This is a genomic window from Methylobacterium sp. HJ2 (assembly GCF_056431005.1).
On sequence record NZ_JBWJYM010000009.1, the window covers coordinates 162,538 to 188,297 of the forward strand.

General features: G+C 70.6%; 23 protein-coding genes. 8 read left to right on the forward strand and 15 right to left on the reverse strand.

Annotated elements, in window-relative coordinates:
* Window positions 1–7: 7 nt before the first annotated feature.
* The 10 genes from ACS5RC_RS20965 to argC all read right to left on the reverse strand — a co-directional run bounded on the left by ACS5RC_RS20965 (window position 8) and on the right by argC (window position 12,284).
* Window positions 8–1,540 carry an acyl-CoA carboxylase subunit beta gene (locus ACS5RC_RS20965; protein WP_478345849.1) on the reverse strand — a complete coding sequence of 511 codons (1,533 nt, stop codon included), beginning with the start codon at window positions 1,538–1,540 and terminating at the stop codon, window positions 8–10.
* A 147-nt stretch (window positions 1,541–1,687) separates the two neighbouring features.
* The gene (locus ACS5RC_RS20970) at window positions 1,688–2,476 is read right to left on the reverse strand and encodes an ATP12 family chaperone protein (protein WP_478345850.1); all 789 of its coding nucleotides are present in this window, start codon (window positions 2,474–2,476) and stop codon (window positions 1,688–1,690) included.
* Between the two features lie 44 nt (window positions 2,477–2,520).
* Window positions 2,521–3,174, reverse strand: coding sequence for an HAD-IA family hydrolase (locus ACS5RC_RS20975; RefSeq protein WP_478345851.1), 654 nt, complete (start codon window positions 3,172–3,174; stop codon window positions 2,521–2,523).
* A gap of 719 nt (window positions 3,175–3,893) precedes the next feature.
* Window positions 3,894–5,369, reverse strand: coding sequence for an RluA family pseudouridine synthase (locus ACS5RC_RS20980; RefSeq protein ID WP_478345852.1), 1,476 nt, complete (start codon window positions 5,367–5,369; stop codon window positions 3,894–3,896).
* Window positions 5,370–5,423: 54 nt separating this feature from the next.
* Entirely contained in the window at window positions 5,424–6,671 is a 1,248-nt protein-coding gene (locus ACS5RC_RS20985) for an Hsp70 family protein (protein WP_478345853.1), read from the reverse strand.
* A gap of 72 nt (window positions 6,672–6,743) precedes the next feature.
* Window positions 6,744–7,070, reverse strand: coding sequence for a GlpM family protein (locus ACS5RC_RS20990; RefSeq protein ID WP_478345854.1), 327 nt, complete (start codon window positions 7,068–7,070; stop codon window positions 6,744–6,746).
* Window positions 7,071–7,080: 10 nt separating this feature from the next.
* Complete coding sequence (locus tag ACS5RC_RS20995; RefSeq protein ID WP_478345855.1) at window positions 7,081–8,424, reverse strand: replication-associated recombination protein A; 1,344 nt, start codon at window positions 8,422–8,424, stop codon at window positions 7,081–7,083.
* A gap of 104 nt (window positions 8,425–8,528) precedes the next feature.
* Window positions 8,529–10,019, reverse strand: coding sequence for a Do family serine endopeptidase (locus ACS5RC_RS21000; RefSeq protein ID WP_478345856.1), 1,491 nt, complete (start codon window positions 10,017–10,019; stop codon window positions 8,529–8,531).
* A gap of 156 nt (window positions 10,020–10,175) precedes the next feature.
* Complete coding sequence (locus tag ACS5RC_RS21005) at window positions 10,176–10,685, reverse strand: Ros/MucR family transcriptional regulator (RefSeq protein ID WP_478345857.1); 510 nt, start codon at window positions 10,683–10,685, stop codon at window positions 10,176–10,178.
* 642 nt (window positions 10,686–11,327) lie between these two features.
* Entirely contained in the window at window positions 11,328–12,284 is a 957-nt protein-coding gene (gene argC / locus ACS5RC_RS21010; RefSeq protein ID WP_478345858.1) for an N-acetyl-gamma-glutamyl-phosphate reductase, read from the reverse strand.
* A gap of 229 nt (window positions 12,285–12,513) precedes the next feature.
* Here argC and ACS5RC_RS21015 point away from each other — a divergent pair, with 229 nt between their 5' ends.
* Window positions 12,514–13,035, forward strand: a complete 522-nt coding sequence (locus tag ACS5RC_RS21015) for a DUF5872 domain-containing protein (RefSeq protein WP_478345859.1) — start codon at window positions 12,514–12,516, stop codon at window positions 13,033–13,035.
* A gap of 74 nt (window positions 13,036–13,109) precedes the next feature.
* Here the strand turns inward: ACS5RC_RS21015 and rpsI are convergent, their stop codons facing one another.
* The 5 genes from rpsI to ACS5RC_RS21040 all read right to left on the reverse strand — a co-directional run bounded on the left by rpsI (window position 13,110) and on the right by ACS5RC_RS21040 (window position 17,153).
* Window positions 13,110–13,595, reverse strand: a complete 486-nt coding sequence (rpsI, locus tag ACS5RC_RS21020) for a 30S ribosomal protein S9 (protein WP_478345860.1) — start codon at window positions 13,593–13,595, stop codon at window positions 13,110–13,112.
* A 2-nt stretch (window positions 13,596–13,597) separates the two neighbouring features.
* Window positions 13,598–14,059, reverse strand: coding sequence for a 50S ribosomal protein L13 (gene rplM / locus ACS5RC_RS21025; protein ID WP_478345861.1), 462 nt, complete (start codon window positions 14,057–14,059; stop codon window positions 13,598–13,600).
* A 207-nt stretch (window positions 14,060–14,266) separates the two neighbouring features.
* The gene (locus ACS5RC_RS21030; protein WP_478345945.1) at window positions 14,267–14,842 is read right to left on the reverse strand and encodes a CoA-binding protein; all 576 of its coding nucleotides are present in this window, start codon (window positions 14,840–14,842) and stop codon (window positions 14,267–14,269) included.
* A gap of 112 nt (window positions 14,843–14,954) precedes the next feature.
* The gene (locus ACS5RC_RS21035; protein WP_478345862.1) at window positions 14,955–15,428 is read right to left on the reverse strand and encodes a cupin domain-containing protein; all 474 of its coding nucleotides are present in this window, start codon (window positions 15,426–15,428) and stop codon (window positions 14,955–14,957) included.
* 135 nt (window positions 15,429–15,563) lie between these two features.
* On the reverse strand, window positions 15,564–17,153 hold the full coding sequence (locus ACS5RC_RS21040) for a catalase (protein WP_478345863.1): 1,590 nt from the start codon (window positions 17,151–17,153) through the stop codon (window positions 15,564–15,566).
* 137 nt (window positions 17,154–17,290) lie between these two features.
* On the opposite strand from ACS5RC_RS21040, the gene ACS5RC_RS21045 reads away from it, so the two are divergent.
* From ACS5RC_RS21045 to ACS5RC_RS21075, 7 genes are all read left to right on the forward strand, one after another.
* Complete coding sequence (locus tag ACS5RC_RS21045) at window positions 17,291–18,274, forward strand: LysR substrate-binding domain-containing protein (protein WP_478345864.1); 984 nt, start codon at window positions 17,291–17,293, stop codon at window positions 18,272–18,274.
* 56 nt (window positions 18,275–18,330) lie between these two features.
* Window positions 18,331–19,383, forward strand: coding sequence for an AbrB family transcriptional regulator (locus tag ACS5RC_RS21050; RefSeq protein ID WP_478345865.1), 1,053 nt, complete (start codon window positions 18,331–18,333; stop codon window positions 19,381–19,383).
* Window positions 19,383–19,730 carry a diacylglycerol kinase gene (locus ACS5RC_RS21055; protein ID WP_478345866.1) on the forward strand — a complete coding sequence of 116 codons (348 nt, stop codon included), beginning with the start codon at window positions 19,383–19,385 and terminating at the stop codon, window positions 19,728–19,730. Before ACS5RC_RS21050 ends, ACS5RC_RS21055 begins: the two co-directional genes overlap by 1 nt.
* Window positions 19,697–21,355: a threonine ammonia-lyase, biosynthetic gene (gene ilvA, locus ACS5RC_RS21060; protein WP_478345946.1), complete on the forward strand. Its 1,659-nt coding sequence runs from the start codon at window positions 19,697–19,699 to the stop codon at window positions 21,353–21,355. Before ACS5RC_RS21055 ends, ilvA begins: the two co-directional genes overlap by 34 nt.
* A 164-nt stretch (window positions 21,356–21,519) precedes the next feature.
* The gene (locus tag ACS5RC_RS21065; RefSeq protein ID WP_478345867.1) at window positions 21,520–22,095 is read left to right on the forward strand and encodes a PilZ domain-containing protein; all 576 of its coding nucleotides are present in this window, start codon (window positions 21,520–21,522) and stop codon (window positions 22,093–22,095) included.
* A gap of 85 nt (window positions 22,096–22,180) precedes the next feature.
* Window positions 22,181–24,913: a DUF4118 domain-containing protein gene (locus tag ACS5RC_RS21070; protein ID WP_478345868.1), complete on the forward strand. Its 2,733-nt coding sequence runs from the start codon at window positions 22,181–22,183 to the stop codon at window positions 24,911–24,913.
* Window positions 24,910–25,608, forward strand: a complete 699-nt coding sequence (locus ACS5RC_RS21075; protein WP_478345869.1) for a response regulator — start codon at window positions 24,910–24,912, stop codon at window positions 25,606–25,608. The genes ACS5RC_RS21070 and ACS5RC_RS21075 overlap by 4 nt, the downstream gene beginning before the upstream one ends.
* The last annotated feature ends 152 nt before the right edge of the window (window positions 25,609–25,760 follow it).

The following is a 25,760-nucleotide window of genomic DNA, read 5'->3' on the forward strand; positions in this document are numbered from 1 at the left end:
CGGCCGCTCAGAGCGGGATGTTGTCGTGCTTCTTCCAGGGCTGCTCCATCTCCTTGGTGCGGAGCATGCTCAGCGCCCGGGCGACGCGCTTGCGCGTCGAGTGAGGCATGATCACCTCGTCGATGTAGCCGCGCTCGGCCGCGACGAAGGGCGAGAGGAAGCGGTCCTCGTACTCGGCGGTGCGCGCGGCGATCTTCTCCGCGTCGCCGATCTCGGCCCGGAAGATGATCTCGACCGCGCCTTTGGCCCCCATCACGGCGATCTGGGCGGTGGGCCAGGCGTAGTTCACGTCAGCGCCGACATGCTTCGACGCCATCACGTCGTAGGCGCCCCCGAAGGCCTTGCGGGTGATGATGGTCACGAGCGGCACCGTCGCCTGGGTGTAGGCGAACAGGAGCTTGGCGCCGTGCTTGATCAGGCCGCCATATTCCTGCGCGGTGCCTGGCAGGAAGCCCGGCACGTCCACGAAGGTCACGATCGGGATCGAGAAGGCGTCGCAGTAGCGCACGAAGCGCGCGGCCTTCCGCGAGGCGTCCGAATCGAGGACGCCGGCCAGCACCATCGGCTGGTTCGCGACGAAGCCCACGGTGCGGCCCTCGATGCGGCCGAACCCCGTGATGATGTTGCGGGCGTAGGCCGCCTGGATCTCGAAGAAGTCGCCCTCGTCGACCACGCGGCGGATCAGCTCGCCCATATCGTAGGGCTTGTTGGGATTGTCCGGAATCAGCGTATCGAGCGACTTGTCGAGGCGGAGCGGGTCGTCGAAGCTCTCGATCTCGGGCACGCCGTCCATGTTGTTGGCGGGCAGGAAGTCCAGCAGGCGGCGGATCTGCAGGATCGCCTCGACGTCGTTCTCGAAGGAGCCGTCGGCGATCGAGGACTTGGTGGTGTGGACCTTGGCCCCGCCGAGCTCTTCCGCCGTGACCACCTCGTTGGTCACGGTCTTCACCACGTCCGGTCCGGTCACGAACATGTAGCTCGTGTCGCGCACCATGAAGATGAAATCGGTCATGGCCGGCGAATAGACGTCGCCGCCCGCGCAGGGACCCATGATCACCGAGATCTGCGGGATCACGCCCGAGGCCAGGACATTGCGCCGGAACACCTCGCCGTAGCCGCCGAGCGCCGCCACGCCCTCCTGGATGCGCGCGCCGCCGGCATCGAAGATGCCGATGATCGGGGCGCGCATCTTGAGCGCCATGTCCTGCACCTTGACGATCTTGGCGGCGTGCGTCTCCGACAGCGAGCCGCCGAAGACCGTGAAGTCCTTCGAGAACAGGAACACCGTGCGGCCGTTGACCGTGCCCCAGCCGGTGACCACGCCGTCGCCGGGGATCTTCTGGTTCTCCATGCCGAAATCGGTGGAGCGGTGCTGCACGAACATGTCGAACTCCTCGAAGGAGCCGTGGTCGAGCAGGAGTTCGATGCGCTCGCGGGCGGTGAGCTTGCCGCGCTTGTGCTGAGCCTCGACCCGCTTCTCGCCGCCGCCGAGCCGGGCCTGGGCGCGCCGCTGCTCAAGCTTCTCGAGAATGTCCTTCATGGGGTCGCGCCTCGGGGCTGGAGCTGGCGTTGTCGCCGCACCGTCACCCGCTCTCGGGCGAGCTTGACGGTCGGCCATGACGGGGCCTTAGCACGAAGGTTTCGCCCGCGAAAACGGGACTTTGCGGCAGGCCGCCCGGATCCGGCCTCAACCCGCGAGCGCCGCCACCGTGGCGGCGGCCTCGAACTCGCTCCAGCGCAGGGCGAGCCGCGCGTCGGCCTCCGCGTCGCGGCCCCAGACGTCGGCCTGGAAGGTCTCGTCCACATGCGCCGCCGCCCAGGCCTCCGCCGGCGTCAGCCGCCCGTGCAGGACGGCGAGCGCGATCAGGAGCGAGCCGGTCAGCGTCGTCAGGGTGTGGAGCGCCGCCAGCCGGTAGGGGTTGTCGACGGCGCAGATCGCCGCGCGCAGGGCCTCGACCGAGGTCTCCGGCTGCGTGACGTGCATGACGCCCTCGCTGAGGATCAGGCGCGCGCCGAGCGTATCGCGGGCCCAGTCGAGAACCGGATCCCAGGCCCGTGCCTGGTCCGCGACGAGGCGCTCGGGCGCATCGGCCCGATAGGCGACGAGGTCCGTGCCGGCATAAGCCGAGAGATCCTCGATCACGGCATCGCGGCGCGGCGCGACACCGTCGATCGTGGTGTTGACGAGGCGCGTCACCGGCATCGTCGCCGGGTCGATCTCCTCGGCCTGGGCCTCCCACTCCGCAGTGAGGCGGGCGGCGAGCGCTTCGCTCGGCACCGCGAGCCTGTTGCGGCCGGGCGTACGGGCCGGGCGCCCGTCCAGGATCAGCCGGTACCCGCCCTCGGCCGCCTCGTAGGCCGCCGCCTTGTAGAACCGTTTCGGCAGCTGCGGCCGGGTCTGGTTGCGCACCGCCCGCATCGGATCGGGGCGCTCCGGCTCGTCGCCGAGCCAGTCCTTGGTCACGTCGTCGCTCATGGGCCGCAGATAGGATATCGCGCGGGCGGACGCGAGGCCCCGCGTCAGGCCGGATCGGTGAACAGCGCGCCGAGGCCTGCGGCATCCGGCACCACCGTGACGGCGCCGGCGGCGTAGAGCGCGCCGGGCACGTGGTAGCCCCAGCCGACGCCGATCGCCGCCGCGCCTGCTGCCACGGCCATGGCCATGTCGTAGGAGGTGTCGCCGATCATCACGGTGGATTCCGGTCCGATGCCGGTTTCCGCCATCGCCTGCAGCAGCATGGCCGGGTCGGGCTTCGAGGGCGCGTCGTCCGCCGTCTGCGTCGTCGAGAACCAGCCCTGCCAGCCCTGGACCGCGATCAGGTGCTCGACGCCGCGTCGCGACTTGCCGGTCGCGATGCCGAGACGGACATCCTGGCGCGCGTGCAGGCGCGCGACCAGATCGCCCATGCCGGGGAACAGCGGCTCTTCGTAATTCGGATCGAGCCGGAGCGCCTGGAAGGCGCGCTTGTAGCTCTCGGCCAGCGCCTGGATCGGGCCGTCATCGCCGACGAGCCTGCGGAACGCCTGCGGCAGCGAGAGGCCGACGACCGAGAGCGCCTCGGTGCGCCCCGGTGCCGGCATTCCGTGCTCGGCGAAGGCGGCCCCCTGCGCAGCGACGATGAGGTGCTGGCTATCGACCAGCGTCCCGTCGACGTCGAAGACCACGAGCTTCACGCCGCGCTCCGGCCGCGCCGCTCCCCGATCCTTCGATCGTCCCGCCCGCGTCGTCCGGCTCTCATGGGCGCCGTCCGGGTTGTGGGGCGGCGGGCTGCTGGGGGTTGGCCGATGCGGGGGCGCTGGCGGCGGGCGGCAGGCGTGTGCGTTCGTAGCCGAGGCGGCAGCGGATCAGGAAACGCCGCCGCCGCCCGCCCCGCAGGCCGCGCTGGTGCGAGGCGCGGTTGCAGGCCGCGAACGAGCGCCGCCGCCGCTCGGCCCGGGTCGAGCCGGAACTCGTCCGTCCCACGGTCGGGGCCGGCGCCGCGGCCGGCTCGCTCGTCCGCGCCCCGGCCTGGGCAGGGGGTGCCGGCTGTGGCCGCTGTGCGGCGGGAGCTTTGCCCGGAAGGGGTTGCGCCGGCGCCGACTGGGTCGGAGCGGCCTGGGTTGCGGAGGGGGCCGGTTGCTGGGCCGGCGCGAGCGCGGTCGATCCGATCAGGCCGAGGGCGGCGAGGCAGGCCAGCGTCGCGTAATTCATGTCCGTGGGATCTCGCCGAGCTGTTCGCGGAGAGCGTGCGACCGGGAATCGCGCCGGTCGCGGATGCCCCTAGGATATTGGTCTGCGCGCACCGCTGCCAAGGGAGTTCGGGCGCGCATGTGCGAGGCCCGACCGATGCCGTCAGCCGATTCGCGTCCTGTCCCGATCCAAGGTCCGGTGCCCCGAGAGGTCCGGCCGCGGTTCAGGCCTCCGGCGCTTCGACGATCGGATCGTAGCGGGCGGCGTCGAAGCCGAGCAGGTTCCAGCTCTGGGCCATGTGCGGCGGCAGCGGCGCGCTGACATCGACCGGCCGGCCGGTGCGCGGGTGCGGGATCACGATCCGGCGGGCCAGCAGGTGCAGCCGGTTCTGGATGCCGCCCGGGAGCGCCCAGTTCTCCACATCGAAATATTTCGGATCGCCGACGATCGGGTGGCCGATATGGGCTGCGTGCGCGCGCAACTGGTGCGTGCGCCCTGTCACCGGCTTGAACGAGAGCCAGGACAGCTTCTGCGCCACCTGATCGACCATGGCGTAGTAGGTCAGCGCGTGCGAGGCACCCTCGTCGCCGTGCTTGGCCACCCGCATGCGCGCGTCGGCATCGGTCGGCTCCTCCTTGGCGAGGTAGGTGGAGACCCGGCCCTGGCGCACGCGCGGAACGCCGGCGGTGAGCGCCCAGTAGATCTTGCGAGCGGCGCGCGAGCGGAAGCTCTTGGCGAGCGTCGCCGCGGCCAGGCGCGTCTTCGCCACGATCAGGCAGCCCGCCGTGTCCTTGTCGAGGCGGTGGACGAGGCGGGGCTTCTGGCCGTCCGGTCCCGTCAGGGCCTCGAGCAGACCGTCGACGTGCCGCACGGTGCCGGAGCCGCCCTGGACCGCGAGGCCGAAGGGCTTGTTCAGCACCATCATGTCCGCGTCCTCGTAGAGGATCAGCGAGCGCAGGAACTCGGCGTCGTCGCGGTCGCGCACCGGACTGCGCGGTCGCTCGGCCACCGGGTCGAGCTTCAGCGGGGGCACCCGCACGCTCATGCCCGGTTCGAGCCGGTCGTTCGGCTTGGCGCGCTTGCCCTCCACCCGCAGCTCGCCCTTGCGCACGATGCTCTGGACGCGGGCAAAGGGCAGCTGGGGAAAGCGCGCGGTGAGGAAGCGGTCGATGCGCATGCCCGCCTCGTCCGCCTCGACCGTGAGGGTCTGTACGCCCGAGGCCAGCGTCGCCGAGGCGGCCGCGCGCTGCTCGCGCCGGGTCGGACCCTGGGTCTCCTCGGCGACGGGACGCGCGGCGCTCCGTGAGGCGGCCGGAGCCCTCGGCGCCTCGGCCCGAGGCCGCTCTGCGCGCGCAGGACGTTCCGCGCGTCCAGGACGTTCCGCGCGGGCAGGACGCTCGGCCCGCGGCGGACGGTCGGCTCCCGGGGAACGTTCCTCCCGCCGGGGCTTGGCCGCGCCCTCCCCGGCCGGGGCGGTCGGCGACCATGGCGCGCGCCCTCTCGTCTCGTCACCGCGCAGCTGCGCGGCGCGCTTGGCCGCGTCGAGGGCGCTGCTGCGCGGGCCGGTACGGGCGCGCTCCGGGCGCTGAGCGCCGGTCCTGGGGCCGCGCGACGCGCCGCGCGAGCCGGCGGGCTTGCCCGGGGCCGTGCCCCGGCCGCCTTTGCCGGGGCCGCCGCGATGGGGTGGCTTTCCTGTCATGCCAGCGCTGCTATCACCCTGGCCCCGCGACCACAATTCGCGCGGACCGGATTCTCAGGCCCCGCGACGTGCGGCCTCGACGGTCAGCCCGATCCCGACCGATCCGAAGGTGTCGCCCTCGACGACCCGGGCGCCGGGCAGGCAGGCGGCGAGCGCGGCCCGCACATGCGGCAGGCCGGTCGAGCCGCCGGTGAGGAACAGGGCGTCGATGCGGTCGGGCGGAAGTCCGGCCTGCGCGAGGCAGCGCCCGACGCGCGCGGCGATCCGCTCGGCCAGCGTGCCGGTCTGTGCGCCGAGGCTGTCGCGGTCGATCCGGGCCTGGAGGCCGCCCTCGACGAAGCCGAGGTCGAGAGCCGCCGCGCCCGTGTCGGAGGCCGAGATCTTGGCGCCCTCCACCGCGATGGCGAGGCCGTGCCCGCGCTCACCCTCGACCACGCCGTAGAGGCGGTCGATCAGCTCGGGCCGCGCGGCGTCCCGGCGCGTCTCCTCGATCTCCCGCAGGGTCTTCGGGTTGTAGAGCCGGTTGATGCTCGACCACGTCGCAAGGTCGTGGAAGTAGTGATTCGGCACCGCGAGGTCCCCCCGCCGCATCGGGCTGCCGAGCCCCATCAGGGGCATCACGGTGCCGAGGCTGAGCAGGCGGTCGAAATCCGTGCCGCCGATCCGCACGCCGTCGTTCGCCAGGATGTCGGCGCCCCGGTCCGCAGCGCGGTGGCGGTCGGGCGACAGGCGGACGATCGAGAAGTCGGAGGTGCCGCCGCCGATATCGGCGATCAGCGCGATCTCCTCGCGGGAGACGCCCTGCTCGTAGTCGAGCGCCGCGGCGATAGGCTCGTACTGGAAGGAGACGTGGCGGAACCCGACTTCCCCGGCGATCTGCCGGAGCGTCACCTCGGCCTTGCGGTCGCCCTCCGGGTCGCCGTCGACGAAGTGGACGGGACGCCCGTGCACCACCGTGTCGAAGCTCTCGCCGGCCTCCGCCTCGGCCCGCGCCTTCACGGCCGCGAGGTAGCGACCGATCACGTCGCGGAAGCGCAGGCGCTCGCGACCCAGCGGCGTCGTCTCCTCGATCAGGCCGGAGCCGAGAACGGATTTCAGGCTCCGCATCAGGCGGCCCGGCACGCCCTCGACATAGGCCTCCGTCGCCGCTCGTCCGATCACCGCATCCCGGCCGGGCGAGAAGAAGATCGCGCTCGGGATCGTCAGATGGCGTCCCTCCAGCGGCACGAGCCGGGGGAGGCCGCCGACGACGCGCCCGAGGGTGGTGTTCGACGTGCCGAAATCGAGGCCGCAGGCCGCCATCGGGCTTCTGTCCTTCGGAGCAGGCTGGGAGGGGGCGGCTCCCCTACAGGCTGCGCGCGCGCCGGTCCAGCCTCAGAACCAGCGCGGCGCCAGAAAGGTCGCCAGGGCGACGACGAGCCAAGCAACGAGCGCGCCGAGTATCGCGAGGCGGTAATCGGAGGCTCCGAGCCACCACGCCACGCCGAGGAAGGCGAGATAGGCCGGGATCGTGCGCAGGCCCGCGAGGCAGGTCTCGCGGAACGCGCCGACGTCCCCCTTCGCGCCGACGGCCAGCATGGCGATGACCGCGAAGGTCGGGGCCAGCGGCAGGATGCCCGGCAGGACATTGCCGCGGCGCGAGGCCAGCACGATCGCCGCGGTGACGAGGCCGCCGATCAGGCCCTTCCAGAGCACGTCCATCCCCGAAACCCTATTCCTCGCCGCGCCGCTCGCGCCGCAGGCGTTCCCAATGGGCGAGGCGGTCGGCGTAGCGGCTCTCCATGCCGCGGTCGGTCGGCGCGTAGAATTGCTGGCGGCCGAGGCGCTCCGGCCAGTAATCCTGGCCCGAGAAGGCGTCCGGCTCGTCGTGGTCGTAGCGGTAGCCCTCGCCGTAGCCCATGCGCTTCATCAGCTTCGTCGGCGCGTTCAGGATGGTGCGCGGCGGCGGCAGCGAGCCGTTGGCCTTGGCGACCCGGGTCGCGGCCTTGTAGGCCTCGTAGACCGCGTTCGATTTCGGCGCGCAGGCGAGGTAGACCGTGACCTGAGCGAGCGCCAGCTCGCCCTCGGGCGAGCCCAGGAAGTCGAAGGCGTCCTTTGCGGCGGTGGCGACGACGAGCGCCTGCGGGTCGGCGAGGCCGATATCCTCCACCGCCATCCTGACGAGGCGCCGGGCGATGAACAGGCGGTCCTCGCCCCCATCGAGCATCCGGCAGAGATAGTACAGAGCCGCGTCCGGATCGGAGCCGCGCACGGTCTTATGCAGGGCGCTGATCAGGTTGTAATGGCCCTCCTGCGCCTTGTCGTAGATCGGCGCCCGGCGCTGCACGATGACCTGGAGGCTCTCGGCATCGAACGTCTCGTTGGGCCGGGCCGAGCGCCAGACCTCCTCGGCGAGCGTCAGGGCGGCGCGCCCGTCGCCGTCGGCCATGCGCACCAGCACGCCGCGCGCCTCCTCGGTGAGCGGCAGGGCCCGGGCGGTGAGATCCTCGGCGCGGGCGAGCAGCTTGGCCACCGCCGCATCGTCGAGGCTGCGGAACAGCAGCACCCGGGCGCGGGACAGCAACGCCGCGTTCAGCTCGAAGGACGGGTTCTCGGTGGTGGCGCCGACGAGCGTCACCGTGCCGTCCTCCATCACCGGCAGGAAAGCGTCGAGCTGCGCCCGGTTGAAGCGGTGGATCTCGTCGACGAAGAGCAAGGTGCCCTGCCCCGAGGCCCGGCGCTTGCGCGCGGCCTCGAACACCTTGCGCAGATCGGGCACGCCCGAGAAGATCGCCGAGATCTGCTCGAAATGCAGGTCCGTCTCGTGGGCAAGGAGCCGCGCCACCGTGGTCTTGCCGGTGCCCGGCGGTCCCCAGAAGATCAGCGATCCGAGGCTCTTCGCGCGGAGCAGCCGCGTCAGCGCTCCGTCCGGTCCGGTCAGGTGCTCCTGTCCGACGACCTCGTGGAGCGAGGCGGGGCGCAGCCGATCGGCGAGCGGTCGCGGCGCGCGCGGATCGGGGCTTTGTCCCGGCTGCGAGCTCGGAACCGGCTCGGACGCGGCGAACAGATCGGACATCGGCGCATCAACACTGCGGATCGCGTCCTTCGCAAGCCCGATCTCGCGGCAAGCCGGACCTCGCGCAGGACGGATCGTTGCGGCGGCGACGGCCGCGCGCCGCGCTAGCCGCCGAAGACGGAGGTCAGCACCTGGCCGCCCCGGTTGATCGAGACCTCCCAGGCGCTCAGCGGCGCGCGCGTCAGCCGGTCGAGATCCTTCGTCGCGCTGATCGGCGTCCCGTTGATCGCCACCACCATGTCGCCCTTCTGGAGCCCGGCGCGGGCCGCGATGGAATTGTCGTCGACCGCCTGGACGGCGACGCCCTCGCTCGGAAAATCGACCTGCATCTCCTCGGCCACGGCCGGCGAGGTGTTGACGAAGGTCGCGCCGAGGAAGGGCGAGCGCGTGCGCACCTTCAGGACATCCCGCGGGCGTGTCTCGGGCGCCGGCATCAGCTTGACCGGGACGGTGAGCCGGCCGGTGCCGCGCAGGATTCCGAACTTGGTCTGCCCCTGGACCCCCTTGAGGGCGAAGCGGTAGCCGAACGCCTCCGGATCGTCGACGTTCTGGCCGTCCACCGTGAGGATCAGATCGCCGCGCTTCAGGCCCGCCTCGTCGGCCGGGCTCTTGGCCTGCAAGCTCGCCAGGAGCACGCCCGTGGGATGGTCGAGGCCCATGCTCTCGGCGATGTCGGGCGTGACGGTCTGCACCCGGGCGCCGAGCCAGGGCCGGCGCACGGTGCTGGCGCCGTTGCGGGCGCTGTCGACCACCGCCTTCACCATGCTGGCCGGGATCGCGAAGCCGATGCCGTGGCTCCCGCCCGATTGGGAGTAGATCGCCGTGTTGATGCCGACGAGGCGACCCTGCAGATCCACCAGGGCGCCGCCGGAATTGCCCGGATTGATGGCCGCGTCGGTCTGGATGAAGAATTGGTAGTCGGACGAACCGACCTGCGTGCGAGCGAGCGCCGAGACGATGCCCTGCGTCACCGTCTGGCCGACTCCGAACGGGTTGCCGATCGCCATCACGAAATCGCCGACCTCGAGCGCGTCGGAATTGCCGTAGGGCATCGGCACGACGCCGGCCGCCGGATCCTTGATCCGGATCACCGCCAGGTCGGTGCGCGGATCGCGCAGAACGATCGTGGCCTCGAACTCCCGCCGATCGGCGAGAGCCACCCGAACCTCGTTCATGTTGTCGATGACGTGGTTATTGGTGATGATCAGCCCCGAGGCGTCGACGACAACGCCGGATCCGAGGGATTTCTGCGCCCGCTCCCCGCGCGGTCCGCGGCCGCCGTTATCCTCGCCGAAGAAGCGCCGCATGAACTCCTCCATCGCGTTGGAGCGGGCGTCCGAGCGCTTCTCGACATGGGAGGCGTAGACGTTCACCACCGAGGGCGCCGCCCGCTTCACGACGGGCGCGAAGGAGAGCTGGACCTCGCCGCGGCCCTCCGGAACCGTTTTGGTGAACCCCTCCCGGCTGGCGAAAGGCTCGGGTGCCTTGCGCGGCTCGCCTGCACCTTCATGCGCCGGTTGGGCCCGGGCGGGCGCACCGCAGAGCACGAGGGCGGCCACGGCGGCGCGGGTGAACGAGCAGAGAATTCGAGGCATGCGGGGCTCCGGTCGCGACGGCGCACGACGCCTCCGGCAGCCTTGGGAGGAGCGGCCGGCGACCCGTTCGCTGGTCGTCGGCGCGCTCTATCGCGCGATTGCGGCAGACGCGAGTCGCCTCGGCAGCGCGTGCGGCGAGCGCCGTCGAGGGCTGCCCTAGGCCTCGACGGCGCGCCGCGCACGCCGTGCCTTCGGCGCCTCGGCTTTGACCGCCTGAGTCTCCGACTCGATGACCGGCTGCCGGGCCGACACGGGACGGCGGCGTTGCTGGCCCAGGCCGAGAGCACGGGCGAGCTGGGAGCGCTGCGCGGAATAGGTTTGGGCCGTCATCGGATAATCGACGGGGAGACCCCATTTCGCGCGGTACTGTTCCGGCGTCAGGTCGCGCAGGGACAGATGCCGTCGCAGCGTCTTGTACCGCTTCCCGTCCTCGAAACTGATCAGGTAGTCCGGCGCGATGGAGCGCTTGACCTCCTGAGCCGAGGCCTTGGCCGGGCCCTGGTCGCCGAGAGCGACGGCGGCCGACAGGCCCTGGATCGCGCCGTGAATGTCGCCGATCAGCTTGGGTATCTCGACCATCTGGAGATGGTTGTTGCTGACATAGGCCGAGACGATGTCGACTGTGAGCCTGATCAGTCGCGATCTCTCAATCTCAGGTTCGCTCATGTGTGCAATGCCTATAGTGCGGCCCGCAAGGTCGGATGCACCTTGCAAAGTGAATTTCGATGCCGACACATCGATACAAGCTTATTCGATGAAGCGGTCAAGCGGAGCATGCGGTTTTTCCGCGATCAAAAGAGATAAAGCGGAAGACCAGGGGTTATATGAACAAAATCTGTTCTTGGAAAATGCATCATGAGCGTCGCGCTCAGCCTGGCGGCGCAACCAGTACGTGCAATTTTTTGGATTCACTCGCTTCAGTCGTGAGCGACCGAGTTCTGCCGGGGAGCGAATTTTCGCGCCGCGAATCAGACATGAGCGCTTTTATACAGAATGCCGTGCCGACGACGATCCTGTTGAGGCGCGGGTCTCTTTCAATCAAGTTGCGCGCGTTGGCCCAGGCAGATCTTCGCTGGCGCGTGCCGACGCAGACGATGCCGGCCCATGCGCGCTGTCTATTTCCGACGTCCGTCTCCGTGACGCGGCCTGCACACTGGCTGATCTTCTTAGCGCGCGTCGCCGCCGTGCCGAGCGGATGGTCCGCCCGCGCGGCCGAGGACGCGTCGTGCCGATGAGGATCGTGCGCGATTGTTTGACGGAGACTGTCCTCGCCGCGCGGGACCGAACGCGAAGCCGGCGGACAGCGCCCTATCGGTCGAGGCCGAGCATCAATCCGAGGTTCTGAACCGCGGCTCCCGACGCGCCTTTGCCGAGATTATCGAGACGCGCGACGAGCACGGCCTGGCGGTGCGTCTCCGAGCCGAACACCCGAAGTTCCAGGCGATCACTGTCGTTGAGCGCTTCCGGCTCGATGCGCTCGCGCTGCGGGCCCTCGTCCGCCGCGGTGACGACCGTCACGAGTTCGCGCCCTGCGTACCAAGCGACCAGCGCCTCCTCCATCTCGGCGATCGACGGCCGGGCGGGCAGCAGATCGAGATGGAGCGGGATGCTCACCAGCATCCCCTGCCGGAAGTTGCCCACCGACGGAACGAAGATCGGCCGGCGCGACAGGCGGCTATAGGCTTGCGTCTCCGCAAGATGCTTGTGGGCGAAGGAGAGGCCATAGATCTCGAAGGCCGGGGCGGTGCCCGCCTCGTAGCGTTCGATCATGCCCTTGCCGCCACCGCTGTAGCCGCTGACCGCGTTGATGCTGATCGCCAGGTCGTCCGGCAGCAGGCCGTTCTCCACGAGGGGGCGCAACAGCGCGATCGCGCCGGTCGGGTAGCAGCCCGGATTGGCGACGCGACGGGCCGCCGCGATCGCCTCCGCTTGTCCCGGTGCCAGTTCGGCGAAGCCGTAGGCCCAGCCGGGGCTGACCCGATGGGCGGTGCTGGCATCGAGGATCTTCGGACCGCCACCGGGCAGGGAATCGGCCAGGGCCACGGTCTCGCGCGCGGCGTCGTCGGGCAGGCAGAGGACGACGAGGTCCACCGCCTCCAAGATGGCGCGCTTGGCCGCGACATCCTTCCGGCTCTCGTGCGGAATGCTGCGCAACGCGACGCGGCCGTCACGCTCCAGGCGCTCGCGGATCCCGAGGCCGGTCGTTCCCGCCTCGCCATCGATGAAGACCGTTGGATTCGCCGGCCGGCCGTTCGCGCTCGCCATCGGAATTGCACTCTCCTGCCCGCCGCCGCGTCCAAATCCGAACCGACGAGGGCTGCGGTGCGGGAGGTGGCCGTTGGTGTCGCCCCTGTCAATGCAGCGTATGTGACGCCGCCGCGCGCGAGGCTGCCCTCAGGGCTGTCCACAGCCGCTCACCGCCGGGGCGCCGCCGTCCAGGAACATGGCGCGGCACGATCTGTTGACCGCCAAACCTGACGCGAGGCGAACGAACATGTCGGAGACTGCGAAGAAGACCGACCCGAAGCTTTGGGACACGGTCAAGAAGAAGGTCACGAAGTCGTCCAAGGGCGGCAAGCCGGGCCAATGGTCGGCCCGGAAGGCGCAGATGGCGACCCAGGAATACAAGAAGGAGGGCGGTGGTTACGCCGGCAAGAAGGCCGACGACAATCATCTCAAGCAATGGACCGACGAGGAATGGGGCACCCGCTCGGGCGAGAAGAGCGGCGAGACCGGCGAGCGCTACCTGCCCAAGAAGGCGCGCAAGGCGATGACGAAGTCCGAGTACGACCGCTCGACCGCCAAGAAGCGCGCCGACAGTGCCGAGGGCAACCAGTTCTCGAAGCAGCCCAAGGACGTGGCGAAGAAGGCGGCTGCGGCTCGCAAGAGCGGGTCGTCGGCCGGCAGTAAGTCCGGTTCGACCAAGGCCGAGCTGATGAAGAAGGCCAAGGCGCAGAACATTTCCGGCCGGTCGACTATGTCGAAGGCCGAGCTCGAGCGGGCGTTGCAGGCCTGATCCGAACGCGAAAGGGCGGCCCCAATCGGGACCGCCCTCTCGTTTGCAGCGTCGATTGCGAGCGGTGAGGCCGCTCAGCGCTTCGAGAACTGGAAGCTGCGGCGAGCCTTGGCGCGGCCGTACTTCTTGCGCTCGACGACGCGGGCGTCGCGGGTGAGGAAGCCTTCGCGCTTCAGAGGCGCGCGCAGTTCCGGCTCGTAGTAGGTCAGAGCCTTCGAGAGGCCGTGGCGGACGGCGCCGGCCTGGCCCGAGAGACCGCCGCCCGCGACCGTGACGACGATGTCGTACTGATCGACGCGATTGGCGACCTGCAGCGGCTGGCGCAGGATCATCCGGAGCACCGGACGGGCGAAGTAGATCTCGACCGGCCGCTTGTTGACGGTGACCTGGCCCGAGCCGGGCTTGATCCAGACGCGGGCGACCGCGTCCTTGCGCTTGCCGGTGGCATAGGCGCGGCCCTGGGCATCGAGCTTCTGAACGTGGACCGGAGCCTCGTTCGGGGCATCGGAGCCGCCGGCATTCGACCGGTTGAGATCGGCGAGGGACTGAAGGGTCGCCATGATCAAGCGCTCACGTTCTTGCGGTTGAGGGCGCCGACGTCGAGCGACTGCGGCTGCTGGGCTACGTGCGGGTGCTCGGCGCCCTTGTAGACGCGGAGGTTGCCGAGGATCTGGCGGAACAGCGGGCCGCGCGGGAGCATGCGCTCGACGGCCTTCTCGACCACGCGCTCCGGAAAGCGGCCCTCGAGCACGAACTTGGCCGTGCGCTCCTTGATGCCGCCCGGATAGCCGGTGTGGTAGAAGTAGCTCTTCTGCGTGTACTTGCGCCCGGTGAACTTCACCTTGTCGGCGTTGATGACGATGACGTGGTCGCCGCAATCGACGTGGGGCGTGTAGGCGGCCTTGTGCTTCCCGCGCAGGCGCATCGCCACGATCGAGGCGAGACGGCCGACGACGAGGCCCTCCGCATCGATCACGATCCACTTCTTGTCGACGTCGGCGGGCTTCAGCGAAGTGGTCTTCATGGCCAAGTCCCGTGGCGTTCGATGGGTGTGTTCTGAAAAATCAGCCGCCGCCGCGTCTGGGACGCGGCGGCGTTGGCGGGTGCATAGCGGTCGAACGCCGCCACGTCAACCGAACGGACGCACGGGACCGCTCGAAAACCGATGTTTCAGAGGCGCTTGCACGGTGCGGTATCTGGATACCTCATATTGCGCCCGGCCTTCGCGCTGTCAGGAGCGGGGCGCGCGTGCCTCGATCGTCAGCTTCTGCACGCCCTTCTGGGCCAGCACGGGCTTGCGCGCGCTGATGATCCGCGAATTCACGCCGCTCCAGCTGATCTCGCCCGAGAGACGGCCGTATTCGATCTTCGGACAGCGGTTCATGATGACGGTGACGCCGCGCGCCTCCGCCCGCGCCGCCGCCGCGTCGTCGCGAACGCCGAGCTGCATCCAGATCACGGTGGGTAACGGCACGAGGGCGAGCGCCTCATCGACGAGGCCGCCCGCCGCGGCGGATGCACGGAAAATCTCCACCATGTCGACCGGCTCGGGCAGCTCCGACAGGCTGCCGACGACCCGGCGGCCGAGCAACTCCTGGCCGGCGAGCCCCGGGTTCACGGGCGTCACCGCGTAGCCGCGATCCAGCAGGTATTTCAGCACGATCCAGCTGGGCCGCGCGGGATTGGCGGAGGCACCGACCAGCGCGATCGTGCGGGTGCGGCGCAGGATCGTCCGGATCTGCGCGTCCGGATAGCTCTCGTGCCCGCTGTGGACGGGATCGGCAGGCGATGTCTCGGCGTTCGGCATCATCCGATGCTTGTCGACGGAAGGACGCGGCGCCGCAAGGGTCCGTCTCGGCGGCAGGCAGCCAATCTGCGGCCGTCCCGCGATCGCGCACGCTCCGCGGCTGTGCCGGGCGTCAGTCGAGCCGGTGCCACCCCGAGAAACCCTCCAGCGGTTCCTGGTCGTAATCGGCCATCAGCTCGTCCATGGCGGTCTCGTCGCTCAGGCGGCCGGAGGCCGAAAGCGTGGCCAGCCCCTCGAAGAAGCCCTCCCGCCCGAGCGCGGGCGTGAAGCTCAGGGTGAAGTGGACCGGCGCGTCGCCGCGGTTGGCGAAGGCGTGCGGCTGGCCGGGCGGGATCAGCACGAAGTCGCCGGGGCCGAGTTCGAGGGTATGCCCCTCGATCCGCACGGTGAGGCGGCCGGCATGGACCTCGAAGGTCTCGGTCAGGACGCTGTGCCGATGCAAGCCCGCGCCGGGCGAACGGGGGGCGAGCTCGACGCGATAGATGCCCATGCTGTCGCGCGCGGCCGTGCTGCGGGCGAGGTAAGTCACCTTCATGCCCCCGATGGTGACGTTGACCGGCCCACCGGCCCTCAGAACCTGACCCATCCGATCCCCCCTTCGCACGCCGTCGCGATCCGGGGCACGGCTTCGTCATGACGAAAGGCCCCGCGCGGGAGTAACCGCGCGGGGCCGCATTTCGATCAGGGGCCGGTCGCTTTCCGCGGCCGGCTCACGCGCCGGTCACTCGGCGGCGATCGGCCGGGACCGGCTGCCATCGGTGTAGGTCTCGGCCTGCAGGCGCTTGCCCGGGGCGGCACGGCCCGGCAGCGGCGGCAGGGCCTTGGCCTTCTCCAGATCGATCCCGGCGCCTTCGGCGACGCGGCGGCCGTAATCCTCGTCGGCGTGCCAGAAGTGCCAGACCATCCGCAGCTGGATCGGCTCCGGGCACTGCTTCATGTCGGCGACGAGATTGGCGATGAGGTCGTCACGCTCCCAATCCTGGAACGAACGGTAGCGCACGCCAGCCTGGGTGTAGTCGTCCTCGGTGCGGGTGGTCTGGTAGCGGCCGAGGTTGCCCTGGACTGTCTGGTGGTAGTCGCGCGCGGGTTTCGGAGCCTCGCGCAGGCCCTCCGCCAGCGTCGAGGGCTCGTAGTTGATGTGCTTGTTCGGGCCGGTACCGTCGACCGCGTAGGTCATCTGCCCGTCGCGCTGGTTCGAATAGACCTTCACGCCAGGCTGCGGCGCGTTGATCGGCAGCTGCAGGTAGTTGGCGCCGACGCGGTAGCGCTGCGTGTCCGAGTAGGACAGCGTCCGCCCCTGCAGCATCTTGTCGTCCGAGAAGTCGATGCCGTCGACGAGCACGCCCGTGCCGAAGGCCGACTGCTCGACCTCGGCGAAGAAGTTGTCCGGCACACGGTCGAGCACCATGCGGCCCACCGGCAGCAGCGGGAAGTCCTCGACCGGCCACAGCTTGGTGTCGTCGAGGGGATCGAACGACAGATGGTCGTTCGGGCCGTCCGGCATGATCTGCACGCAGAATTCCCACTCGGGGAAGTTGCCGGCCTTGATGTTGTCGTAGAGGTCGCGCGTCGCGTGGCCGACGTCCTTGGCCTGGATCTCGGACGCTTGGGCCGAGGTCAGGTTGCGGACGCCCTGCTTGGGCTCCCAGTGGAACTTGCAGAGGACGGCCTCGCCCTGGTCGTTCACGAGCTTGTAGGTGTTGACGCCCGAGCCCTCCATCTCGCGATAGTTCGCGGGGATGCCCCACGGCGACTTCAGATGCGTCACCATGTGGATCGATTCGGGGTGCTGCGCCACGAAGTCGAAGAAACGCCAGGCTTCCTGCCGGTTCGTCACCGGGTCAGGCTTGAACGCGTGGATCATGTCGGGGAACTTGATCGCATCGCGGATGAAGAAGACCTTGAGGTTATTGCCGACGAGGTCCCAGTTGCCGTCGACGGTCTTGAACTTCACCGCGAAGCCGCGCGGGTCGCGTTCCGTCTCAGGGCTTTCCTTGGCGCCGGCCACCGTCGAAAACCGCACGAACATCGGTGTTTTGACGCCGGTCTCGTTCAGCACCCGGGCGCGGGTGTACTTCGAAGCGGGCTCGTTGCCGATCTTGCCGTAGGCCTCGAAATAGCCGTGGGCGCCGGCGCCCCGGGCATGGACGACGCGCTCGGGGATACGCTCCCGATCGAAATGGGTGATCTTCTCGATGAACTGGTAGTTCTCGAGGGTCGCCGGGCCGCGCTCGCCCACCGTGCGGGTGCTCTGGTTGTCGCGGACCGGATGGCCCTGGCGCGTGGTCAGGATCGGGCGTTGCTCGCTCATGCGTACCGTCTCTCCGTCTGAACCGCAGGCTGTCCCGGACAACCCGGGCAAGCTGGAACCGTTCTGGAGAGACCTTATGACCCTGCCGTGACCCGAGGGCAAATGCATCGTCGCAAAGACTGTGATAGGCACAGCCTATGAACATCGCCGGCCTCTCCCTGCGCGACCTCGAATACGTGGTCGCGGTCGCCGACGAAGGCCATTTCGGCCGGGCGGCGGAGCGCTGCAACGTCAGCCAACCCACGCTGAGCGTGCAGGTGCGCAAGCTCGAGAGCACCCTCGGCCTCGTCCTGTTCGAGCGCTCGAACCGGCGGGTGCTGCTGACGGCGGCCGGGCAGATGATCGTCCGGCAGGCCCGCACCGTGCTGTTCGAGGCGCAGCGCCTGCTCGCTCTCGCCACCGAGGGACGCGGCGCGCCGCTGACGGGCCGGCTCGTGCTGGCGGCGATCCAGACGCTCGGACCCTACTACTTCCCGCTGATCCTGCGCCTGCTGCGGCAGGAATTCCCCCTTCTGACCCTGGCGCTGAGCGAGCTGCGTACGGCCGAGATCCTCGACGGTCTGCGCGACGGCCGGATCGACGCGGCCCTCGTGTCGGTGCCGCTGCCGGGGGCCGGCCTCACCGTCTCGCCGCTCTTCATCGAGCCGTTCTGGCTCGCCTGCCCGGCCGAGCATCCCCTGGCGCAGGGCGGCGCCCTCCGCGCCCGCGACATCGCCGGGCCCGATCTCCTCCTCCTCGACGAGGGCAATTGCCTGCGCGACCAGACAGTCGCGGCCTGCGGGGCGGGCAGCTCCGCCGGCCGGCACGCCACCAGCCTGGAGACCCTGCGCTCGATGGTGGCGGCGGGGGCGGGCTACACCCTCCTGCCGGCGCTGGCGGTGCCCGCGGGCCCAGACCCGAGCGGGCTCACCGTCACCCGCGGCTTCGACGTCGACGGGCCCGGCCGCACCATCGCGCTGGCATGGCGGGGGAGCGACCCGCGCGCGGCGGGCCTCGCGCATCTCGCCGCCTTTTTCCGCGCCCATGCTCCCGCCGGCACGGCGGCCTGCCGCGACGATGCGGGCCTGCCGTCACCGGAGCGTGCCCTGCCGCGCCGTGACAGGCGGGCCGAAGCGGTGTAGCCGGCAGGGCGTCGCCGCACGTCCCGGCGCGCCCTCGCAGCGTCCGACCTGATCCCGTGCCCCTCCTGAGAACGATCGCGCTCTGGTGCGGCCTCGTGGCCGTCTCCGCCGGCATCGCCTATGGCCTGTACCTGGCCCAGTTCCCGGCCGCGCTGCTGATCGGCCCGATGCTGGCCGCGATCGCCTTCGGGGTCGGCGGCGCCGGGCTTGCGGTCCCGAAGGCGGGCTTCATGGCCGCACAGGCGATGATCGGCTGCCTCGTGGCGCACGCGGTCACAGGCAGCATCGCCGGCACGATCGCCGACGACGGTCTGCTGATCGTCGCCGTGGTTCTGGTCACGGTCGCGGCGGGCGGGCTCGTCGGCTGGGCGCTCACGCGGCTGCGCATCCTGCCCGGAACCACGGCGGCCTGGGGCTCCTCGCCCGGGGGCGCCTCCGCGATGGTGGCGATGTCCGAGGAGTTCGGCGCCGACCCGCGCCTCGTCGCCTTCATGCAGTACGTGCGGGTCGTCGCGGTCGTGCTGTCCGCCTCGATCGTGACGCGGTTCCTGTTCGCGGGCTCGCAAGCGACGGCCGTGGCGACGGTCGAGGTCCAGAGCGCGCCGGACGTCCTTCTGACGCTCGCCATCGCCGCCGTCGGCGCCGCGGTCGCGATGGCCCTCCGGGTGCCGGCCGGGGCGCTGGTCGGGCCGATGGTGCTCGGCGCGGCGCTGCACGCCACCGGGATCGCCCCGATGGTGCTGCCCGCCGCGATCCTCGAACTCGCCTACGCGACCATCGGCTGGTATGTCGGCCTGCGCTTCACCCGCGAGACGCTGCGGCTCACGTTCCGGGCGCTGCCCGGCATCCTGGTCGCCACCTTCGCGGTAATCCTGCTCTGCGGCGGCTGGGCCTACGCGCTCACCCATATCCTCGCCATCGATTTCCTCACGGCCTTCCTGGCGACGAGCCCCGGCGGCCTCGATTCGGTGGCGATCATCGCGGTCGGCACGCGCGCCGACGTGTCGTTCGTGCTGGCGGTGCAGACGCTGCGGCTCTTCGTGGTGCTGGTGACGGGCCCGCTGCTCGCCAAGTGGATCACCCGCGCCGTGCCGGACAACGCCGCCTGATGGCCGCCCTCGTCCTCGCCTTCCTCAATTCCTGGCGCGGCCTGCGCCACGGCGCCCGCACCGAGCGCGCGGTGCGCCAGGAACTGGCGCTGCTCGCCGTCGGTGTCCCGGCGGCGCTCGTGCTCGGCGCGAGCCTCTGGGTGAAGGTCGCGCTGATCGCGAGCCTGCTCTTGATGCTCGCGGCCGAGTTCCTGAACACCGCTCTGGAGAAGCTCTGCGACCATCTCCATCCGGGCCGGCATCCTGCCGTCGGCACGGTCAAGGATCTCGCCTCCGCCGGCGCCTTCCTGGCGCAGATGGTCGCGGCCCTCGTCTGGATCGCCGCGCTGATCGAGCGGCTGGCATAGCTGGCCCGCGCGGTCGCGCTCGCATCTGCGCGCCCGAGCGGCTATCTCGGGACCTCGACCGAGATCGCAAGCAGACCGCGCCCGTGACCGATTACATCCGCAAGATCCTCACCGCCCGCGTCTACGACGTGGCGATCGAGAGCCCGCTCGACCCGATGCCGCGCCTCACCGCCCGCCTCGGGCGCCCGGTGCTGCTGAAGCGCGAGGATCTCCAGCCGGTGTTCTCGTTCAAGCTCCGCGGCGCCTACAACAAGATGACCGCCCTCTCGCGCGAGCAACTCGAGCGCGGCGTGGTCTGCGCCTCGGCCGGCAACCATGCGCAGGGCGTGGCACTCGCCGCCGCCAAGCTCAACGTGCGCGCCGTGATCGTGATGCCCCGCACCACGCCCGCCATCAAGGTCGATGCCTGCCGGGCGCGCGGCGCGGAGGTCGTCCTGCACGGCGATGCCTTCGACGACGCCCTCGCGGAGGCGCGCCGCCGCGAGGCCGAGGGCGGGCTCACCTTCCTGCATCCCTTCGACGATCCGGAGGTGATCGCCGGCCAGGGCACCATCGGCAAGGAGATCCTGCAGCAGCATACCGGGCCGATCGAGGCGATCTTCGTGCCGATCGGCGGCGGGGGCTTGGCCGCCGGCGTCGCGACCTTCGTGAAGTATCTGCGGCCCGAAACCAAGGTGATCGGCGTAGAGCCGGACGACGCCGCCTGCATGGCCGAGGCCCTGAAGGCGGATGCGCGGGTCGTCCTGCCCACCGTCGGCCTGTTCGCGGACGGCGTCGCCGTGCGCCAAGCCGGCGAGGAGACCTTCCGCCTCTGCCGCGAGCACCTCGACGGGGTGATCACCGTCGACACCGATGCCATGTGCGCGGCGGTGAAGGACGTCTTCGACGATACCCGCGCGGTCTCGGAGCCCTCGGGCGCCCTCAGCCTCGCGGGCGCCAAGGCCTGGGCCGCCGAGCACGGCGGCACCGGCACGCTGATTGCGATCTCGTCGGGCGCGAACCTGAATTTCGATCGCCTGCGCCACATCGCCGAGCGGGCCGAGATCGGCGAGGAGCGCGAGGCGCTCCTCGGCGTCACGATCCCCGAGACGCCCGGCGCCTACAGGGCCTTCATCCGGGCGCTGGGCCCCCGGGCCATCACCGAATTCAACTACCGCTATGCGCGGGGCGCCGACGCGCAGATCTTCGTGGGCATCAACCTCGCGGGCGGCCGGGCCGAGAAGCGCGATCTCGTCGGCGGCCTCACGGGCGCGGGCTACCGCGTGCTCGACATGAGCGACAACGAGATGGCCAAGGTCCACGTGCGCTACATGGTCGGCGGCCGCGCGGTCGGGATCGCGCACGAGCGCCTGTACCGCTTCCAGTTTCCCGAACGCCCCGGAGCGCTGCTGAAGTTCCTCGAGGCGCTCGGCGAGGATTTCAACATCAGCCTGTTCCACTATCGCAACCACGGCGCCGATTACGGACGGGTGCTCGCCGGGATCGAGGTCCGTCCGGGCGACCGCGACCGCTTCGACCGCGCGATCGCGGAGCTCGGCTATCCCTGCTTCGACGAGACCGACAATCCGGCCTACCGGATGTTCCTCGACGACGGCGCGGCGCCCTCGGTGCTGGCGGCGGAGTGAATCCAGCGATCTCAGGTGGGCCCCGCCGCTCCGGCGCCCGCCGCCACGCTCGGATCCGCGCACGCAGTCCACAACCTCATCGAGAATAGAGAAAATTTTCCCGGTTTGGGTCACCGGGCGGAAGGCCGCGCCGACGCATCACGGGATGTGGCGCGGAAGACCTGATGACCGAACGAAGATCCCAGCAGCGGCACTCCGTCATCCTTCCGGTGGTGTGCTGGGGACGGGGCCGATCCGACTTCTACGCGGTCACCATCAACATCTCGACCGAGGGCATTCTGCTCAGATCCGCCGTGCGGCCGGCGATCGGGGAGATCCTCTCCTGCAGCATCCGCGAAGTCGGGCTGATGGAGACCGAGGTGGTACGGGCGGAGACCTGCGATTTCGCGGTCCGCCTGAGAAGCCGGCGCCCGACGCCCGGAACGGTCGCGCGGCGCCTCGTGAGCCTGGCGCGGCAGCAGAAGCAATCGGCCGACCAAGTCCGCGTCCACCGCAGGGTCGTTCCGAGGAAGGCCGACGTGCAGGTCACGCGGGAAGACGGCACGGTCAGGGTCGCCCGTGTCCTGAACCTGTCGGCCTCGGGCGTCGGCCTGCTCATCGACGACGCGCCGGCGATCGGAGAGATGATCCTGGTCGGCGAGACCTGGGCGCGCGTCGTCCGCCATTTCGCGCACGGCGTCGGTGCGATCTTCAGCGTGCCGCTCGACCTCGACACCCTCGACGAGGGCGCGGTGCTCTGACGCCGGCGCGCGCCTCTCGGCGGACGGCCCGCGCGCCTGCCCGCGAGACCGATCCATTTTTTTCCGGCCTGCTCTATGGTGGGCCATGCCCGAACCCGGCCGCGACCCGCATCGCCCCTCTCCCGACGCGCTGCTGCGGGCCGCGCAGCGCGAGGCACGCACCCGCGGGCGCCTGAAGGTCTTCCTCGGCGCGGCACCCGGCGTCGGCAAGACCTACGAGATGCTAACGGTCGGGCGCGCGCGCCTCAAGGCCGGGACGGATGTGGTGGTGGGTGTGGTCGAGACCCACGGCCGGGCCGAGACCGAGGCGCTGCTGGAGGGCTTCGACGTCATCCCGCGGCGCGCCGTGCCCTATCACGGCGCCACCCTCGCGGAGATGGATCTCGACGCCCTGCTCGCACGGCGCCCCGCGCTCGCCCTGGTGGACGAACTCGCCCATACCAACGCGCCGGGATCGCGTCATCCGAAGCGCTATCAGGACGTGGAGGAGCTGCTCGACGCCGGCATCGACGTGCACACCACGCTCAACATCCAGCACGTCGAGAGCCTGAACGACGTGGTGGCGCAGATCACCCGCATCCGCGTGCGCGAGACGGTGCCGGACGGCATTCTCGACCGCGCCGACGATATCGAGGTGATCGATCTCAACCCCGACGACCTGATCCAGCGCTTGAAGGACGGCAAGGTCTACCTGCCGCACAATGCCGAGCGGGCGCTGCGGCACTACTTCTCGCGCGGCAATCTCACGGCGCTGCGGGAGCTTGCCCTGCGCCGGACGGCGGACCGGGTCGACCACGAGCTTCTCAGCCACATGCGGGCGAACGCCATCTCGGGCCCCTGGGGCGCGGGAGAACGGGTGCTGGTCTGCGTCAGCGAGGATCCGCGCGCGCCGGGCCTCGTGCGCTACGCCAAGCGCCTCGCCGACCGGCTGCACGCGCCCTGGACCGCGCTGAACGTCGAGGGCGTGCGCGCCGCCGCGCTCGGTGAGAGCGAGCGCGATCGCCTCGCCGAAACCCTGCGCCTCGCCGACAGGCTCGGCGGCGACGCCGTCACCCTGCCGGGCGGCCGGCGCATCGCCGACGACATCCTCGCCTATGCCCGCTCCGCCAACGTGAACCACATCGTGGTGGGCAAGGCGGATCGGTCCTGGGTCTTCGAGCTGGTGAACGGCTCGGTGGTGCACGACCTCGTGCGGCGCAGCGGCAGCATCAGCGTGCACGTCGTCGCGGGCGACGCGGTCCCGGGAGAGCCCGCCCGCGCTCGGTCCGTCGCGACGGTGGCGCCGCGTTCCGCCCCCGACCCGCGGCCCTACGCGCTCGCGCTGCTCGCCACGGCAGCCGGCCTCGGCGTCGCTCTGGCGCTCCAGCCCTATCTCGGCGTCGAGAACGCCGACCTGTTCCTGCTCACGGCCGTGGTGGCGGTCGCCGTGCGCTTCGGGCTCGGCCCATCGCTCCTGGCGGTGGTGGCGGCCTCCCTCGCCTACAATTTCTTCTTCCTGCCGCCGGTCTACACCTTCACGATCGCCGATCCGACGAACGTCGCCGCCTTCCTGCTCTTCACCCTCGTCGCCGTGCTGGTCTCCAACCTCGCCGCCCGCTCCCGCCGGACGGCCGTGATCGCGCAGGCCCGCGCCGGCTCGACCGAGCGCCTCTACGGCTTCAGCCGAAAGCTCGCGGGTTGCGGCACCCTCGACGACGTGCTGTGGGCGACCTCCGCGCAGGTCGCCGCCATGCTGAAGGTCCGGGTCGTCCTGCTGCTGCCGGAGGGGGAAACCGTCGCGGTCCGGGCCGGCTATCCGCCGGAGGACCGTCTCGAGGCGGCCGATCTCGCCGCCGCGCACTGGGCCTTCGCCAACGATCGGCCGGCGGGACGGGGCGCCGACACCCTGCCGGGGGCCCGGCGGCTGTTCCTGCCGATGCGGACCGGCCGGGGCACGATCGGGGTCATCGGCCTCGACGCGGACGGCACCGGCCCGATCCTGACGCCGGAGGGCCGCCGGCTCCTCGACGCGCTCGCCGATATGGGCGCGCTCGCGATCGAGCGGGTGCGGCTCGTGGAGGATCTCGACCGGGCCGAGCGCGCCAGCGAGACGGACCGCCTGCGCCAGGCCCTGCTGACCTCGATCAGCCACGACCTGCGCACGCCCCTGGCCTCGGTGCTCGGCGCCGCCAGCACGCTGCGCGACCTCGACGCCGCGCTGCCCCGCGAGTCGAAGGTCGATCTCCTCGCCACGATCATCACTGAGGCCGAGCGGCTCAACCGCTTCATCGCGAACCTCCTCGACATGACGCGGCTGGAGGCCGGCGCCGTGGCGCCGAACCTCGCGCCGCAGGATGTCGGCGAGAGCGTCGACACGGCGCTCCGCCGGCTCGGGCCCATCCTGGCGGGACACCGGATCGTCCTCGACCTGCCCGCCGACCTGCCGACCCTGAACCTCGATCCGGTCCTGTTCGAGCAGGTGCTGGTCAATCTGCTCGACAACGCCGCCAAATACGCGCCGGAGGGCTCGACCGTGACGATACAGGCCACCCACGATGCCGCGCGCCTCCGGCTTGCCGTGCTGGACGAGGGCGAGGGCCTGCCCGAGGACGAGCGCGAGCGGGTCTTCGATCGGTTCTACCGCATCCGGAAGGGCGACCGCGTCCGCGCCGGCACGGGTCTCGGCCTCGCGATCTCGCGCGGCTTCGTCCAGGCGATGGGCGGGACCGTCGACGCGGGGAACCGCCGCGACCGGAGCGGCGCGATCTTCACCGTAACCCTGCCGGTGCCGGGCGCCGGCGCGCGCCGGACGCGCCCGGGCAAGGACGTTGCGGCATGAGCGGGACCATCCTCGTCGTCGACGACGAGCCGCCGATCCGGAAGCTCCTGCGGATGGGGCTGTCGAGCCAGGGCTACACGGTCCTGGAGGCTCCGGACGGCCGGTCCGCCCTCGAGAGCCTGGCGCGCGAGCGGGCCGACCTCGTCATCCTCGACCTCGGCCTGCCGGACATGCGCGGGCACGATCTCCTGCGCGCGCTGCGCGAGCGACACCCGGATCTGCCCGTCCTCGTCCTGTCGAGCCGCGACGACGAGGCCGGCAAGGTCGAGGCCCTCGACGGCGGCGCCGACGATTACGTCACCAAGCCCTTCGGCATGGCCGAGCTGCTCGCCCGCCTGCGCAACGCCCTGCGCCACCAGCTCGCGGTCCAGGGCGAGCGCCCGATCTTCCGCGTCGACGGCCTCAGCGTCGACCTCGTGCGCCGCATCGTGCGGGTGGACGACGCCGAGGTGAAGCTGACGCCGCGCGAGTACGATTTCCTGCGGGTCCTGGTGCTGCACGCCGGCAAGGTGCTCACCCACGCCCAGCTGATGGGGGCGGTCTCGACCTCGTCCGACCCGCAATACCTGCGCGTCTACGTGCGTCAGCTCCGCCAGAAGCTCGAGGCCGATCCCGAGCGGCCCCGGATCCTGCTCACGGAGACCGGCATCGGCTACCGGCTGCGCGCGCCGGACGAGGCTCCGCGCACGCCGTAGCCGAGTGGTCGGGGGTCTCGGGCGCCCGAGGCGCAGCTTGGCGCTGAGGCGCAGCTTGGCGCTGATGATGCATGCCGGGCCCGTCCGCCTCACAGCCCACGGGACCGATGACCGCTTCAACCCCGTTCAGGATCGTTCGCCCGGGCTCGCGC

What these genes read in the sequence shown, in the direction of transcription:
- ACS5RC_RS20965 (WP_478345849.1), bottom strand. Translation starts at nt 1,540, where the DNA reads ATGAAGGACATTCTCGAGAAGCTTGAGCAGCGGCGCGCCCAGGCCCGG.
- ACS5RC_RS20970 (WP_478345850.1), bottom strand. Translation starts at nt 2,476, where the DNA reads ATGAGCGACGACGTGACCAAGGACTGGCTCGGCGACGAGCCGGAGCGC.
- ACS5RC_RS20980 (WP_478345852.1), bottom strand. Translation starts at nt 5,369, where the DNA reads ATGACAGGAAAGCCACCCCATCGCGGCGGCCCCGGCAAAGGCGGCCGG.
- ACS5RC_RS20985 (WP_478345853.1), bottom strand. Translation starts at nt 6,671, where the DNA reads ATGGCGGCCTGCGGCCTCGATTTCGGCACGTCGAACACCACCCTCGGG.
- ACS5RC_RS20990 (WP_478345854.1), bottom strand. Translation starts at nt 7,070, where the DNA reads ATGGACGTGCTCTGGAAGGGCCTGATCGGCGGCCTCGTCACCGCGGCG.
- ACS5RC_RS20995 (WP_478345855.1), bottom strand. Translation starts at nt 8,424, where the DNA reads ATGTCCGATCTGTTCGCCGCGTCCGAGCCGGTTCCGAGCTCGCAGCCG.
- ACS5RC_RS21000 (WP_478345856.1), bottom strand. Translation starts at nt 10,019, where the DNA reads ATGCCTCGAATTCTCTGCTCGTTCACCCGCGCCGCCGTGGCCGCCCTC.
- ACS5RC_RS21005 (WP_478345857.1), bottom strand. Translation starts at nt 10,685, where the DNA reads ATGAGCGAACCTGAGATTGAGAGATCGCGACTGATCAGGCTCACAGTC.
- argC (WP_478345858.1), bottom strand. Translation starts at nt 12,284, where the DNA reads ATGGCGAGCGCGAACGGCCGGCCGGCGAATCCAACGGTCTTCATCGAT.
- ACS5RC_RS21015 (WP_478345859.1), top strand. Translation starts at nt 12,514, where the DNA reads ATGTCGGAGACTGCGAAGAAGACCGACCCGAAGCTTTGGGACACGGTC.
- rpsI (WP_478345860.1), bottom strand. Translation starts at nt 13,595, where the DNA reads ATGGCGACCCTTCAGTCCCTCGCCGATCTCAACCGGTCGAATGCCGGC.
- rplM (WP_478345861.1), bottom strand. Translation starts at nt 14,059, where the DNA reads ATGAAGACCACTTCGCTGAAGCCCGCCGACGTCGACAAGAAGTGGATC.
- ACS5RC_RS21030 (WP_478345945.1), bottom strand. Translation starts at nt 14,842, where the DNA reads ATGCCGAACGCCGAGACATCGCCTGCCGATCCCGTCCACAGCGGGCAC.
- ACS5RC_RS21035 (WP_478345862.1), bottom strand. Translation starts at nt 15,428, where the DNA reads ATGGGTCAGGTTCTGAGGGCCGGTGGGCCGGTCAACGTCACCATCGGG.
- ACS5RC_RS21040 (WP_478345863.1), bottom strand. Translation starts at nt 17,153, where the DNA reads ATGAGCGAGCAACGCCCGATCCTGACCACGCGCCAGGGCCATCCGGTC.
- ACS5RC_RS21045 (WP_478345864.1), top strand. Translation starts at nt 17,291, where the DNA reads ATGAACATCGCCGGCCTCTCCCTGCGCGACCTCGAATACGTGGTCGCG.
- ACS5RC_RS21055 (WP_478345866.1), top strand. Translation starts at nt 19,383, where the DNA reads ATGGCCGCCCTCGTCCTCGCCTTCCTCAATTCCTGGCGCGGCCTGCGC.
- ACS5RC_RS21065 (WP_478345867.1), top strand. Translation starts at nt 21,520, where the DNA reads ATGACCGAACGAAGATCCCAGCAGCGGCACTCCGTCATCCTTCCGGTG.
- ACS5RC_RS21070 (WP_478345868.1), top strand. Translation starts at nt 22,181, where the DNA reads ATGCCCGAACCCGGCCGCGACCCGCATCGCCCCTCTCCCGACGCGCTG.
- ACS5RC_RS21075 (WP_478345869.1), top strand. Translation starts at nt 24,910, where the DNA reads ATGAGCGGGACCATCCTCGTCGTCGACGACGAGCCGCCGATCCGGAAG.